The organism is Pseudomonas sp. DC1.2 (genome assembly GCF_034351645.1).
Classification (GTDB): Bacteria; Pseudomonadota; Gammaproteobacteria; order Pseudomonadales; family Pseudomonadaceae; genus Aquipseudomonas.
On the sequence record NZ_CP133782.1, the window covers coordinates 3,752,584 to 3,768,546 of the forward strand.

A 15,963-nucleotide genomic window follows, 5' to 3' on the forward strand; every position below is an offset into this window, starting at 1 on the left:
GGACGGCGTAGGCGCGCAGTCAGCAAGCGACCTCTGTGACGCTCAAGCCCTAAAAGCCCTCCAATTGCGCCATCAAATCATTCAACCGATCGACCTTCTCTTCAGTCATATCACTGGCGGCCAACCCATCGATGTACTCGGCCAACGCCTCCACCGTGTTGCACTCGAACATTGCGCGCAGGGGTACGTTGCGTTGCAGGGCTTTTTGCACGCGCGAGGCGATTTGCGTGGCCAGCAGCGAATGACCGCCGAGTTCGAAGAAGTTGTCGCGGAGGCCGACCCGCTCCACCTTCAACACCTGCGCCCAGATATCGACCAGGGTCTGCTCCAGCTCGTTGCGAGGCGCCAGGTAGTCCTGGCTTTGTAACTGGCCAATGTCCAATGTCGGTAGCGCCTTGCGATCAAGCTTGCCGTTGGCATTGAGCGGCAGCTTGTCCAGCCACAACCAGTGCAGCGGCACCATGTAGTCTGGCAGTTCGGCACGCAGGCGTTGCTTGATGCCCTCCAGTCGTTCGCTCAAGTTGAGCATCGCATCCGCCGCGCCACTGCTTCCCACCAGATACCCCACCAAGTGCTTACCGTTGGCTCCTTCCTGCACACCGACCGCCGCATCGCGGACCTCCGGTTGCTCATACAGACGCGCTTCGATTTCCCCCAATTCGATGCGGTAACCACGAATCTTTACTTGGTGGTCGATGCGACCGACATATTCCAGCACGCCGTCACTGCGCCGCCGGGCAAGGTCGCCGGTACGATACAAACGGTCCCCCGGCGCGCCAAACGGGTTTGGCACAAACACCTGAGCCGTGCGCAGCGGATCGCTGACATAGCCGCGCCCAACACCGATGCCGGCGACACACAACTCGCCCACGGCGCCCATCGGCACCAGTTCCAGCGCGCCATCGAGCAGGTACAAACGGTTGTTGTCGGTCGGCGTACCTATCGGCAGATAGCTACCGCGTGTCGAGGCCAGGTCAACACGGAAAAACGCCACGTCGTCCGAGCATTCAGCCGGACCGTAGGCGTTGACCAGCCCAATCTCCGGGTAGCGCAACAGCCATTGCTGCGCCAGTTCCGGCGGCATTGCTTCACCGGTCGGTAGCATCCAGCGCAGACCGTCGAGGCTCATGTGGTCTTGGGCGAGCATGCCTTGAATCATCGACGGCACGCTTTCCAGCACCGTGATGCCCTGACTCTGAACGTGCGCCAGCAAACCCTGCGGATCGTGGGCGAAGGTGTTCGGCACGATGTCCACCCGAGCGCCAAACAGCGGTGCGGCGAGGAACTGCCAGACCGAAATATCGAAACTTTGCGAGGCCGTCTGGGCGATCACATCGGCGCCGCTAAGGTTCAGGTAAGGCACCTTGCTCAACTGGTTATTCAGCATGCCGCGCTGCTCGACCATCACGCCCTTGGGCAAACCGGTGGAGCCCGAGGTGTAAATCACGTAGGCCAGGTTATTCGGGGCGCTATAGATGCCTGGGTTTTGCAGCGACCCATCGCTCGCCTGCACCTCTTCCCAGACCAGCAAGCGAGGCCGATTGGCGCACCCCAACGCGTCCAGCAATTCAACAGCCTGTTCCCGGCAGGCCTGCGTACACACCAGTAGCGGCGTGCGGCTCAGGTCGATGATCCGGCTCAGGCGTTGGCTTGGCAGACTCGGGTCCAGTGGCAGGTAACCGGCGCCGGCCTTGAAGCTGCCGATGATCATACCCAGCAAGTCGAGGTTACGTTCAGCCAGCAACGCCACCGGTTGATCCGGTCCGACACCCGCCGCCAGCAACGCATGACCGAGACGGTTACTGCGCCCGTTCAGCTCGCCATAGCTGTGCTGTTGATCCAGGCAACTGGCGACGATCCGTTGCGGATGCTGGGCCACCTGGGCCTCGAACAATTCGACGTAGCTGTGTGCCAGCGGGTAGTCATGTTCACTCTGGTTGCAACCATGGATCAGGAAGCCCTGTTCCTCGGCCCCCAACAGCGGCAAGTCGGCCATGTCGCCATGGAAGCCTTCGACCAGTGCCAGCAGCAACCGTTTGAACTCACCGAGCATGCGTTCGACGCTGGACTCATCAAAGTAGCGTCGGTCGTAGGACAGGTGTAAACCAAGGTCATCTCCCGGATAGCAGACGGCCGTCAGCGGGAAGTTAGTGTGCGTGCGACCCGAATCCGAGGTCGCATTAAGGCTGTGCGCACGGTCCAGCACCGACACTTCAACCGGCGCGTTTTCGAACACAAACAGGCTGTCGAACAAGGGCTGCCCCTTGGGTAACTCGCTGCTGTCCTGGATCGTGACCAGCGGCAGGTATTCGTACTCGCGCAGTTGCATGTTGCTGTCGAGCAAGTCGCCAAGCCACTGACGAACACTGCACGGCTGATCGTCTTCAGGCATTTTTACCCGCAACGCGACACTGTTGATGAACAGGCCAACGGTGCGTTGCATCTGCGGCATGTCCACCGGACGCCCAGCCACCGTAACGCCGAACAGCACGTCACGATCTCCGCTCAGGCGGCGCAGAACCAGGGCCCACGCCGCTTGGGCGAAGGTGTTGATGGTCAACTGATGAGCCTGGGCCAGTTCACGCAGTTGCGCGCCGTGCCGTGCATCAAGCCGTGTGTAGCGGTCGCCGACGATCATGCCGCCGCTATCACCCGCGTGTTCACGCAGCAACGGTCGGTCACTCGGAATCGGCGTGGTGCGCTCGAAGCCTTGCAGGTTGGTTTTCCACCACTGCCGCGCCTCGGCCAGACTTTGGCGTTGCAGCCAGCCTATGTAATCGCGATAACGCGGCGCAGCCGTCAGTTGCGCGTCCCGCCCTTCGCCCAGCGCGGTGTAGAGGTCGAAGAAATCATTCATCAACAGCGAACGGCACCAGGCATCGATGAGGATGTGGTGGTTGCTCATCATGAACCAGTAGCGTGCCGCGCCGACCTTGATCAGCCGCAGGTGGAACGGTGCCTGGTTGAGCAGATCGAACCCGGCCTCACGCTCGCTTTTGAGCAACGCCTGCAATGCCGGCTCTTGCTCCGTTTCAGCGACAGCTGTCCAGTCGAGGTACTCGATGGGTGTGCTGCCGGGTTTGTGGATCACTTGCAGCATGTCTTCGCCCACGTTCCAGCAGAACGACGCACGCAAGGCTTCGTGACGGGCGATCACTGCTTGCCAGGCGTGGGCAAAACGTTGCGGGTCGAGTTCACTGTTGATGCGATAGCGATCCTGCATGTAATAGAGGCCAGTGCCCGGCTCAAGCAGGGTGTGCAGTAGCATGCCCTCCTGCATCGGCGTCAGCGGGTAGACGTCTTCGATAACCGCCGCTGGCACCGGCAGTGCATCCAGTTGCGCCTGGGTCAACTTGGCCAGCGGAAAGTCCGACGGCGTCAACCCGCCCGCCTCGGCGCTGAGGCAATGTTCAATCAGCCCCTGCAACTCAGCGAGGTAGTCATCGGCCAGATCGGTGATGGTTTGTACCTCATAACGTTCGGCGCTGAAGGTCCAGCGCAGCATCAGTTCACCGCCATACACCTGACTGTCGATACTCAGTTCGTTGGGCAGCGGTGCGTGAGGATCATGGGCGGCACCGACCGGCTCATCGAGTGGGCGCAACAACGCGTCGGCACCGAAGCTCTGGTCGAACTGGCCGAGGTAGTTGAAGGTGATCGGCGCTACCGGCAGTGCCGCCAGGGTTTGACGGCACAGGTCATCCGCCAGATAACGCAGCACGCCATACCCCAAGCCTTTGTGAGGCACCGCGCGCAGTTGTTCTTTGATCGCTTTGATCGAAGCTCCCTGCCCGCTCTCTGGCGTCAGGCGCAGCGGGTAGGCACTGGTGAACCAACCGACCGTGCGGCTCAGGTCGATCTCGTCGAACAAAGTTTCGCGACCATGCCCTTCAAGCTGGATCAGTGTCGACTCATGACCACTCCAGCGGCACAGCACCCGGGCCAATGCGGTCAGCAGCAGGTCATTGACCTGGGTGCGATAAGCGCTCGGTGCCTGTTGCAGCAATTGGCGTGTGCGCTCGGCATCCAGCCGCACACTGACGGTGTGCGCATGACGATTCTGCTGTCCGCCCTGCGGACGGTCGCACGGCAGTTCAGCGCTTGGTCCGGCCAGTTGTGCCTGCCAGCCGCTCAGTTCTTCACGCAAGGATTCGCTGCTGGCATACGCCTGCAAACGTGCGGCCCACTCTTTGAATGCACTGGTTTTGGCCGGCAGTTTGACCGACTGCCGAGCGTCCAGCTGACGGTAGACCGTTTGCAGATCGTCCAGCAACACGCGCCAGGAAACACCGTCCACCACCGCGTGGTGAATGGCGATAAACAACCGTTGCTGGCCTTCAGGCCCCTCAATCAGCAAGGCACGCATCAGCGGGCCTTGCTCAAGGTCGAGGCTGCGCTGGGCATCGGCGAACAGCGCAGTGCATTTATCCATCGCCGTGACGCGAACCTGCCACAGCACCGGGCTGTTACTGACCGCTTGATGCGCGGCGTGCCATCGCCCATCAACTTGGGTGAAGCGCAAGCGCAAGGCATCGTGTTGCTCGATCACTGCCAGCAGCGCGTGCTCCAGGCGATGCGGCTCAAGCGTCACGGTCGGTTCCAGCAGCAACGCCTGATTCCAGTGCTGGCGCTCGGGGATGTCGGTGTCGAAGAACCAGTGTTGGATCGGCGTCAAACGCGAGTCACCGGTGAGTAAGCCTTGTTCAGCGGTGACCTGCTGGGTGCGGGTCGCCACGCAGGCCAACGTCTGCACCGTCTGGTGCTGGAACAGGTCACGCGGGCTGAAGTGAATACCCTGCTGCCGCGCACGGCTGACCACTTGGATCGACAGGATCGAATCACCGCCCAACTCGAAGAAATTATCATTGAGGCCGACCTGCGCCACGTTCAGCACGTCGCACCAAATCCCGGTCAGTGTCAGCTCAAGCGCATTGCTCGGCGCCACGTAATGCTGACGGTTCAGCTCCAGATCCGGCGCTGGCAGTGCGCGACGGTCGAGTTTGCCATTGGCGGTCAGCGGCATGCTGGCCAGCAGGATAAGGTGGGTCGGCACCATGTAATCCGGCAGTTGCGATTTGAGCTGCGCTTTGAGGACTTCGCGCAGCGCGGCCTGCTGTGTTTCGTTCCGTTCGGCGATGTCGGTCAGCAGATAGCCAATCAGTTGTTTACCGCTAGGTGTATCCAACGCCAGAACCACGGCTTCACGAATCGACTCATGTTCCAGCAGCCGGGTTTCGATTTCGCCCAGTTCGATGCGAAAACCACGGATTTTCACTTGATGGTCGATCCGTCCGAGGTATTCCACCAGACCATCGGCACGTTGGCGCACCAGGTCGCCGGTGCGGTAGAGACGCCCGCCGCCAACGGCGAAGGGGTCCGCGACAAAGCGCTCGGCGGTCATGCCCGGACGCTGGTGATAACCCTGCGCCAGGCCTGCGCCGCCGACGTACAACTCGCCGGTCGCGCCGTGCGGCACCAAGGCCAGATCGGCGTCGAGGATATACGCCACTCGCGCACCAATCACGCTGCCAATCGGCACACTGGCGAGGCCTTCTTCCAAGACTTCGGGAGCCAGACTGGCCAGTGGCATGACCACCGTTTCAGTCGGGCCGTAAGCGTTAAAGAACAGGCTCGGTTTGAACACCGCACGAATCCGCGCCAAGTGTTCACCGGTCAGGGCTTCACCGCCGGTAATACACATGCGCACCGGCAGGGTTTCGCCTTGGGTCGCCAGCCACTGCGCCAACTGGCTGCCGTAACTGGGGGTGAAGCCGAGGATGTTGATGTGATGCCGACGAATCAGAGTGCAGATTTCTTCGGCGTCCCACTGACCTTGAGCGCGTAACACCACGTGCGCACCGCTCAACAACGGCACCCACAAACGTTCGGTGGCGGCGTCAAAGTTGATCGAATAGAAATGCAGTTCGCAGTCGTCCGGGCGCATGCCGAAACGCTCGATCACGGCTTGGCAGTGCATCGCGATTTCACCGTGGGAGACCACCACGCCTTTTGGTTTGCCAGTGGAGCCCGAGGTGTAAATCAGGTACGCCTGATGCTGTGCCAGGCTGATAAAAGGTAGCTCGCTGGCCGGATAATTAGCCAGTTCGGCGGCATCTTCTTCGAGGCACCAGCGGGCCACGGTCGAGGGCAATTCACCGAGCGCTTTGAACATCGTGGCGTCACTCAGGAGCAGGCCGATGCCGCTGTCTTCGATCATGTAATGCAGACGATCGAGTGGGTATTCCGGGTCCAGCGGTACGTAGGCGCCGCCGGCCTTGAGGATCGCCAACAGGCCGATGACCATTTCCAGCGAACGCTCCAGCGCCAGGCCCACCCGGACTTGCGGCCCCACACCTCGCTCGCGCAGCATCCAGGCCAGGCGATTGGCACGGCTGTCGAGTTCGGCGTAGCTCAGGGTATGCCCGGCGAAAGTCAGGGCCGGCGCGTCTTTGCGCGCCAGCGCTTGCTCGCTGAACAGATGATGAATGCACTGGTCCAGACGATGTTCACCCGGTTCGACGCCGAGGCTGTCCAGCAGCGTTTGCTGCTCCGAGGCGTCGAGCAACGGCAGCTCGCTGAGGCGTTGCTGCGGATCGGCCAGTAAGGCTTCCAGCAGATTGCGCCAATGACCGGCCATCCGTGCGATGCGCGGCTCGTCAAACAGGTCAGTGCTGTACGTCAGGCAGCAGCCGAGGCGATGATCGAGGTCGGTGACTTCCAGGTTGAGGTCGAACTTGGTCGCCCGGGCATCGTTGGCCAAGTACTCAACCGTCATCCCGGCCAAGGTGCGGCGCTGCTGGAATTCCCAGCGCTGGACGTTGCACATCACCTGGAACAACGGGTTGTACGCGGCGCTACGCGGTGGCTGTAACGCTTCTACCAAATGGTCAAACGGCAGGTCCTGATGAGACTGGCCTTCGATCACGGTGTGGCGAACCTGCTCGAACAACTCACCCACCGACATGTGTCCGTCGAGCTGACAACGCAGCACTTGGGTGTTGAGAAACGCCCCGATCAGCCCTTCGCTTTCTGGACGAATGCGGTTGGCGACAGGTGCGCCGATCCGCAGGTCAGTCTGGCCGCTGTAACGGTAAAGCAGCACGGCCAGGGTGGCGGTCATGGTCATGAACAACGTCAGACCGTTTTGTGCGTTGAAAGCACGAACACGGGCCGCGAGGTCATCGCTGAGGTCGAAACGAAACAGTTCACCCTGATGACTTTGTACCGGCGGGCGTGGGCGGTCGGAGGGCAATTCGAGCAGCGGATGTTCGCGCCCCAACTGCGCCGTCCAGTAGTCGAGCTGGCGCTGACGCTCACCGGACTCAAGCCACTGACGCTGCCAGACGCTGTAATCCAGGTACTGCACCGGCAGCGGTGGCAGCGGCGATTCGCGGTCATCGACAAAGGCTTCATAGAGCGCGCTCAGCTCACGAGCGAAAATATCCATCGCCCAGCCTTCGGTCACGATGTGGTGCAACGTCAGCACCAAGTAGTGTTCCTGCTCGCCGGTTTTGACCAGACAAACGCGCAACAGCGGACCGGTTTCCAAATCAAAGGGCTTATGCGCTTGGTCATCGGCCAGTTGCTGAACCTGTCGCTGACGGCCATCGGCATCCAGCGCGGTCACGTCTTTCCACTGCATGCGCAGGCGGGTTTCAGCCTGCACCTGTTGTCGCGCCACGCCATCGACGCTCGGGAACGTGGTTCGCAGGGTTTCGTGACGGACGATCAGCGCTTGCAGCGCCGCGTCGAAGCACCCGACGTCTAGCACTCCGCGCAGCCGCGCCATGCCGCCGACGTTGTAGGCCGGGCTGTGCGGCTCCATCTGCCAGAGGAACCACATGCGCTGCTGGGAATAGGACAGCGGCACCGGTTGGCTGCGATCAACACGCTCTATGGCCGGCTGTTGGTTGGTTTGGCCGCTGACCTGGATCAATCTGACCTGTTCGGCGAACGCACCCAGCTCGCTGTTTTCGAACAGCGCCCGCAGGGGTAATTCGACATCGCAGGCCTGACGGGTGCGAGAGATGATTTGCGTGGCCAGAAGCGAATGACCGCCGAGGGCGAAGAAATCATCGCGCATACCGATCTGGTTTTGGCCCAGCACTTCACGCCAGATGCCGGCGATTTGTTGCTCCAGTTGAGTGACCGGCTCAACGTGCTCACGAACCTGCCACTGCGGTTCCGGCAAGGCCCGGCGGTCAAGTTTTCCGCTGGGGCTCAGAGGCATCTCATCCAGACGCATGAGCTGCGCCGGGACCATGTACTCAGGCAGCTCGGCGGCCAGTGCGGTTTTCAGGCGCGCGGTTTGCGCGTCTTCAGTTTCGGTTGAGTCGGTGGCGGTGTAGTAACCGATCAACTGACCGCCAGCGGCTGTTTCGCGCAACAGCACCACGGCTTGCGCAACACCGTGCTGAGCCAGCAGCCGCGCTTCGATTTCTTCCGGCTCAACCCGCAAGCCACGCAGCTTGATCTGCTGGTCGAGGCGGCCGAGGTATTCGATTACACCGTCGGCGGTCCAGCGCACACGGTCGCCGGTGCGGTACAAACGAGCGCCCTGCTCGCCCAATGGGTCGGCGATAAAGCGTTCGGCAGTCAGAGACGGACGCCCGAGGTAACCCCGGGCCAGGCCAATGCCGCTGATGCACAGCTCCCCCGGCACGCCGACCGGAACTGGATTGAGGTCGGTGTCGAGCACTCGGCAGATAACGTTAGTCAATGGCCGGCCAATCGGCGAGCGCTCGCCATCAGCCAGGGTGCAATGCCAATGCGTGACGTTGATCGCAGTTTCCGTCGGACCGTAGCGGTTGTGCAATTGCACCGCCGGCAGTTGTTCCAGCACGCGGTTGCGCAGTTCGGCGGGCAAGGCTTCGCCACCGGAGAATAGGCGGCGCAAGCTGGTGCATTCGCCAGTCAGCGGTTCTTCGATGAACAGCGCCAACAGGGGCGGCACAAAGTGCAACGTGGTCACGCCGTACTGCTGAACACGCTGTGCGATGCGATGCGGATCGCGGTGTTCACCCGGTTCGACCATCAGCAAACGCGCGCCGGTGATCAGCGGCCAGAAGCATTCCCACACCGACACATCGAAACTGATCGGGGCTTTTTGCATCAACACGTCGGTTTCATTCAACCGGTAGGTGTTCTGCATCCATTGCAGGCGTTCGGCGAGGGCGGCGTGAGTGTTGCCGACGCCTTTCGGCTGGCCGGTCGAGCCCGAGGTATAAATCACGTAGGCGAGGTTGTCACCGTGCAGGTGCAACCCCGGCGGCTGGCTCGGCCAGTTTTCCAGGTGCAGGGTGTCCATGGCGATCACGCTGACACCCTTGGTGACCGGCAAGCGCTCGAGCAACGCGGTTTGCGTCAACAGCAATTCGACGCCGCTGTCGCGAAGCATATAAGCCAGGCGTTCGGCCGGGTAGTCGGGGTCCAGCGGGACGTAGGCGCCCCCCGCTTTGATGATTGCCAGCAAGCCAATCAGCAGTTGCGGCGAACGCTCGGCGGCAATGGCCACGCAGACATCCGGACCGACGCCTTTGTCGCGCAGGTAATGCGCCAAGCGGTTGGCTTGGGTGTGCAGTTCAGCGAAGTCCAGCTGGCCGCCGTCCCAGATCAGCGCTGTGGCCTGCGGGGTCAGACGCAATTGCTCATTGAGCAGTTCTGGCAGCCATTGGCTGGCGGGCGTGCAGGGTGCTTCGCTCCATGAGGCTTGCTGATCGTGCTCGCCTGAGGTCAGCAGTTGCAGGTCGCCAATGGCTTGCTGCGGACGTTCGCAGACTTCGCGCAACAGGTTAGTGAAATGCTCGGCCAGGCGCTTGATCGTCGCGTCTTCGAACAATTCGCTGGCGTAGTCGAACGACAACGTCAGGCGCCCTTTTCGATCTTCTTCGCTGTGCAGTTGCAGGTCGAATTTGGCTTCGCGGCTGTGCCAAGGCAGTTCTTCGGCGAGCAACCCCGGCAACCGACGCAGCGCACTCAAGTCACGTTGCTGGTGGTTAAACATGACTTGGAACAAGCCAGACTCGCGAGCTTGCGCGAAGGCCTCGAGCAGTTGTTCGAACGGCAAGTCCTGATGTGCTTGCGCGCCTAACGCTGCGTGGCGGGCTTGCGCCAGCAACTCAGCAAATGGCAACCGTGAATCAACCTCGGCACGTAACACGTGGGTGTTGATGAAAAAGCCAATCAGCCCCTGGGTTTCCAAACGCGGACGGTTGGCATTCGGCACGCCAATGCGAATGTCGCGCTGGCCGCTGTAGCGATGGAGCAGCGCCTGGAATGCCGCGAGCAACAGCATGAAAGACGTCGCCTGATGAGCCTGGGCGGTCTGGTGGACCGCCTCGCTCAGGCCCGCACTCAATCGCAGACTATGCCGGGCAGCGCGGCGGGTGCGCAGTGCCGAGCGCGCGCTGTCGGTGGCCAGGTTCAACGTCGGATGTTCGTTCCCCAACTGCGCTTTCCAGTACGCCAGTTGGCGCTCGCCCTCGCCTTGTGCCAGCCATTGACGCTGCCAACTGCCATAGTCGGCGTACTGGGTTGGCAAGGCTGCAAGGCTGGCGGTCTGGCCTTGGGAAGCCGCGGCGTATAGGCGCGAGAACTCGTCGATCAACACATTCAGCGACCAGCCGTCGGCGATGATGTGATGCATTGTCACCAGCAGTTGGTGCTCTTCGTCGTCCAGGCGCACGCACGTCACCCACAGCAGCGGGCCTTGCTCCAGATCAAACTGTCTGCGCGCCTCATCCTCACGAATCTGCTGCGCACGGGCTTCACGCTCAGCGCCTGGCAGGTCACTGATGTCGATCACTTGCAGGTTGAATTCAGCCCGAGCATCAACCTGTTGCAACGCCACGCCATCACGCTCGAAGAACCGCGTGCGCAAGGATTCGTGGCGTTCAATCAGCTGTTGGAAACTGCAGCGCAACGCATCTTCGTTAAGTTCGCCGCGCAGGCGTAACGCGCCAGGGATGTTATAGGCGCTGCTCTGTGGGTCGAGTTGCCAGGTGATCCACAGACGGTTTTGGGCAAGGGATTGCGCTAGCGCGTGGGTGCGTGGCAGCGCGGTGATCGCGCTCTGGGCGACGCCGCCTTCCTGTTGCAGCCGAGCGACGGCCTCGGCGAAGGCGCCGAGGGTAGGGGCTTCGAACAGCAGGCGCAGGTTCAGCTCAAGGTTGAGTGCGTCACGCAAGCGTGCGACCACTTGCGTGGCGGCGATGGAGTTGCCGCCGAGCAGGAAGAAGTGGTCGTCGGCGTTAATCTGTTTAACGCTAAGTTGCTCACCCCAGATCTGCCCGATCAGGCGTTGCAACTCCGAACCGGATTCAGTTGGTGCGTCGTGCTCGGCAATGGCCGATGGGAACCGTGCGTAACTGTCGAGGCTACCGTCTGCCAGCCGATTGCGACACGCCGAGCGTTGCAATTTACCGCTGGAGGTCTTCGGCAGCGCCCCTGGGTTTAGCAGCACCACCACGCTTGGCGCCTCCTGATACGCCTCGGCTACCACTTGGCGGATGGCATTGATCAGCGCCTCGGGCGCAAGAACTTTCTGCACGCTGCGGCTAATTTCCGCTGCAATGCCGATGCCCTCCTGGCCGTCGATGCAGACGGCGAACGCGGCGACACGGCCTTTGCGCACCACCTCGACGTCACGTTCGATGGTCCGCTCGATGTCCTGCGGGTAGAGGTTGTGACCGCGAACGATCAGCAGGTCTTTCAGGCGTCCGGTGATGAACAGTTCGCCATCGCGTAAAAACCCCAGGTCGCCGGTGCGCAACCAGGTACGGCCCGCGTGCTGGACAAACGTCGCGGCGCTGGCCTCGGGGTTGCGCCAATAACCGCAGGCGATGCTTGGCCCGGCCGCCCATACTTCGCCGACAGCATTGTCGGCAAGTTCACTGAGTGCGACCGGATCGACTATCAGCACCGCGTGATCCGGCTGACTGATACCGCAGCTCATGATCGCGCTGCCCTCGCCCGCTTCGACACGGTTGTGCGCCAGCGCCTGATCGTCTACGCGCAAGACCGGGATACCCCGACCGCGAGGACTGCCCGCCACAAATAACGTGGCCTCAGCCAAGCCGTAAGACGCCATGAAGTTGTCCGGGGTGAAACCACACACGGCAAACTTTTCAGCGAAGCGCTCAAGGGTGTCTAGGCGAATAGGTTCGGAACCGGAATACGCCACCCGCCAGCCGCTCAGGTCAAGGCGTTCCAGGGCGGCCTCGCTGACCCGTTCGCTGCACAGTCGATAGGCGAAGTCCGGCCCACCGCTGATGGTGCCGCCGTATTCGCTGATCGCTTCCAGCCAGCGCAACGGCCGACCGAGGAAGTAAGCCGGGGACATCAATACGCACGGGACGCCGCTGAAAATCGGTTGTAACAACCCACCGATCAGGCCCATGTCGTGGTAAAGCGGCAACCAACTGACGATCACATCGTTCGGGTTCAGATCAATCCCGAAACCGTGGCGGATCAGCCGTTCGTTGGCAACCAGGTTGCCATGACTGACTTGCACGCCTTTAGGCAACGCAGTGGAGCCGGAAGTGTATTGCAGGAAGGCAATGTGATCGTCAGCAAGGTTCGGCGCGACCCAGCGCGCAGCGAGCGCGCGGTCGAGGGTATCGACGCAGAGCAGTGGCGGCGCACCTTCGATGTGCAGCAAATCATCGCGCAGGTCGGCGCTGGTCAGCAGCAAGCGGGGTTGCGCGTCGGCAATGATCGACAGCAGACGTTCCTGGTGATGGCGACGCGTCGATTCCGGCGGATAGGCCGGCACCGCGATCACACCGGCATACAGGCAACCGAAAAACGCCGCGACGTAATCCGCACCGCTGGGAAACAGCAGGACCGCGCGATCGCCGAACTCAGCCTCGGCCTGCAAGGCACCCGCAATGGTTCGCGCTCGCTCATCGAGCTCGCGATAACTGAGCACCACAGTTTGCTCCTGGGTTTCGGCGAGGAAACGCAAGGCCACCCGATCCGGCGTCAGGGCCGCGCGGCGCTGAAGGGCTTGGACCAGGGTGCTGGGGAGTTCGAACGCGTCGGTCATGAGTTTTCCTGCCTGAATTCGGCTTGCAAGTTGGAATCGGTTTTCGGCCCGCACGCCGCACTGATGGCGTGAAGGACACGGTCTTCGCCGACCGCGCAAGGCATTGGGAATACGGGTGTTGGCGGCACAATGCAGCCGCAACCATTCACCAATGAGAACGGATGACCTGCTGAAATAATTAGTCGCCAAGCTGCAACGCCGAAGGATCTCTGCGCCGACAGTGCGTCAATGTGGCGCAGTACACACTTCGCTCTTTTATAGAGCATTAATTCTCTTTCTCAATTGACAATCATTATCATTCAACATAATTTGTCGCTCGATGTGTGGGGCGCCCCCCTGACGTTTGTCGTCCCACAACCCTAATTGCAGCAAGGTGATTTCCATGACGGAACAAGTATCCACAAGCAGGTGCGATTCACCGCTACTTCAAGCCTTCGTCGACAATCGGCTGATCCTGGTCAAAATTGCAGCGCGCATTACCGGCTGCCGCTCACGTGCCGAGGACGTGGTGCAGGATGCGTTCTTCCGGTTGCAGTCGGCGCCGCAGATCACCTCTTCGATCAAGGCGCAGCTCAGTTATCTGTTCCAGATCGTGCGTAATCTGGCGATTGATCACTACCGCAAGCAGGCACTGGAACAGAAATATTCGGGCCCCGAAGAGGAAGGTCTGAACGTGGTCATACAAGGCGCATCGCCGGAAATTTCACACATCAATTTTTCGACGCTGGAACACATCGCCGACGCGCTGACCGAGCTGCCCAGCCGTACCCGCTATGCCTTCGAGATGTACCGTTTGCACGGCGTGCCGCAAAAGGACATCGCCAAGGAGCTAGGTGTTTCACCGACCCTGGTGAACTTCATGATTCGCGATGCGCTGGTGCATTGCCGCAAAGTGTCGGGCAGTCGTGCGGATACGTTTGCTCGTCGCTAAAATCGGAAACCCTGCGCAAGCGGACTCAAGATCGCAACGAACCTTGAGTCCGACTCTTCATGCCAACGGGCACCGATCAAAAAACCGCTCACGTCCCAGTACCATCAACGCGGCGCGCTTGTGCGGGAAGTCGAATTCTTTCTCGCAATGAAAACACTGGTTGTGCAGATGCCCGATCATCCTCGCGTTGTCAGCGCGAGGCTCGGCCACTACGCGCTGCGTGCGCGAATCGTCGAGAAACAGGTAATGCACTAACGCCGATAACCAGCTCGCGACCTTGTGTGGGCCACGGTGAGTTTCTTCGCCCACCAGCATGTGAATACCGCGGTCGTAATCACCGGCGTCATAGAACGGTGCGAGGCGATCTTCCTTGACCCAGTAGGCCTCAAAGTAGGCAAACGGCTGATCATCGAAACAACCGATCAGCATCAAGGTATGCGGGTCGGCAGCCAGTGTGCTCAGGTACTCACGATGCTTTTCCAGACTGCCCTCTTCCGCCCAGAAACTCGCGACTCGCGGGCTGTTCTGCCAGCGATTGAAACGCTCCAGATCCTGCTCGATATCCACCGTGCGCAAGGACACCCACGCACCGAGTCGCGTATCGAAACGGCGGTAGACTTCGCCTCGTGGCTTGACCGGGCGCAGCGGATGACCCTTGCCGCCACTGATGACCCTTTGCTGCGGGTAGTTGCCAGTGATCAAGGGGCCCAGCCAGGGTTGCGGCAACTGCCAGAACAATGTGCGCTCGCAGCGATACTCACCCACGCCCTCGGTTGGGATGAGCAGACCGCTGAGCAAGGCTTCGGTGGGAGCCTCGTCAAGGCGCCAATCCAGATGCTGGCACTCCCGGTCATGAGCAAACAGCCAATAGCAGGTCGACCAAATCGTCAGGTCTTCAGGATGGCCGAAGCTCTGCGCCACCTGCACTTGCCACTCAGGCTCACCGCTCAGGTGCAGATCGACCAGCGGCTGCCCTTCCAGACTGAGATGCAGACGGCTTTGAGTTTTTTCGGCGCCAAGGCGGCGTCCCGACGGCAAGGTCAGGACGCTCAGGTAGTTCAGATCGGACATGGTTCGCGCTCACGGTAATCGTCGACAGTTCAACGAGGTGACGTGAGCCGCAGCGGAAAATTTAAGAAAAGTCGGCAGCGCGATCTGAGACAGGTCTCAGGCCTTGGGTACAGGCACCACGGCAATCTTGTACGGCTGGAAAATTTTCAATATCTGTCCGTTGTCCCGCAACCCTTGCAGCAATTTCCCAAATGCCTCGCCACTGATGGGCGCCGTCGGGCGAATCAGGGCGTAGTGGTGATAGATCTGATCGACACGCTGGGACACCAGCAACTGATCGCCGACCTTATTGTTACGCAACAGGTAATCGCTCAAGTAAGAGCGGGTGACCAGTGCAATATCGGCGCGCCCGCGCAGGACCATCAAGAGGTTGCTGTCATGGGAATAGGTCAACGTGGCGTTGTAGTTCTGTGTGAGAAATTTAGGATCGGCATTGAAGTTGGCGAACTCATAGTGATAGCCGCTGAACAGCGCCAGGCGCTTACCTGTGAGGTCGGCAAAGTAACTCTCCCGGCGATCGGCCTCGCGTTGTGCGACAAAAATCTCTGCGTCTTCCAGACCCATATCGACGCTGGTATGGGGAATGTCCTTCCAGCCCCAATCGGGGTTCTCGAAGATGGCCATGTCCACTCGGCCTTGCTGGAAGTCACCGAAACGCCGTGGAATGGAAGTCGGCACGAGCACAAATTGATAGTCGTTTTGCAACTGATTCAAGGCGTCCACTAACTGGGGAAGCAGCCCTGTATCGGCACCAGACTCGGGACGCACGGTGTAGGGCGGAAAATGCGCGGCGCCTACTCGCACCAGTTGCGCGGCCTGGGAGGGCAATCCCCACAGCGCGGTAAGCGCAGCCAGCAAATACCCAACGAGCGGACGACTTGGCAAAGACATCAAAACAAACTACTCCAGAAAAATA

4 protein-coding genes are annotated in these 15,963 nt (G+C 60.8%); 1 reads left to right on the forward strand and 3 read right to left on the reverse strand.

Translation table 11 applies throughout. From position 1 onward, the window contains the following. Window positions 1-49: 49 nt before the first annotated feature. Window positions 50-13,045 (reverse strand): non-ribosomal peptide synthetase, encoded by a 12,996-nt coding sequence (locus RHM68_RS16820; RefSeq protein ID WP_322216801.1) that lies wholly within the window; start codon window positions 13,043-13,045, stop codon window positions 50-52. 382 nt (window positions 13,046-13,427) lie between these two features. Here RHM68_RS16820 and RHM68_RS16825 point away from each other — a divergent pair, with 382 nt between their 5' ends. Further along, window positions 13,428-13,976: an RNA polymerase factor sigma-70 gene (locus tag RHM68_RS16825; protein ID WP_322216804.1), complete on the forward strand. Its 549-nt coding sequence runs from the start codon at window positions 13,428-13,430 to the stop codon at window positions 13,974-13,976. A gap of 57 nt (window positions 13,977-14,033) precedes the next feature. Here RHM68_RS16825 and RHM68_RS16830 read toward each other — a convergent pair whose 3' ends face one another. Both RHM68_RS16830 and RHM68_RS16835 read right to left on the reverse strand, forming a co-directional pair. Further along, on the reverse strand, window positions 14,034-15,047 hold the full coding sequence (locus RHM68_RS16830) for a GNAT family N-acetyltransferase (RefSeq protein ID WP_322216806.1): 1,014 nt from the start codon (window positions 15,045-15,047) through the stop codon (window positions 14,034-14,036). Between the two features lie 96 nt (window positions 15,048-15,143). Next, window positions 15,144-15,938 carry an ABC transporter substrate-binding protein gene (locus RHM68_RS16835; RefSeq protein ID WP_322216810.1) on the reverse strand — a complete coding sequence of 265 codons (795 nt, stop codon included), beginning with the start codon at window positions 15,936-15,938 and terminating at the stop codon, window positions 15,144-15,146. Between the last annotated feature and the right edge of the window lie 25 nt (window positions 15,939-15,963).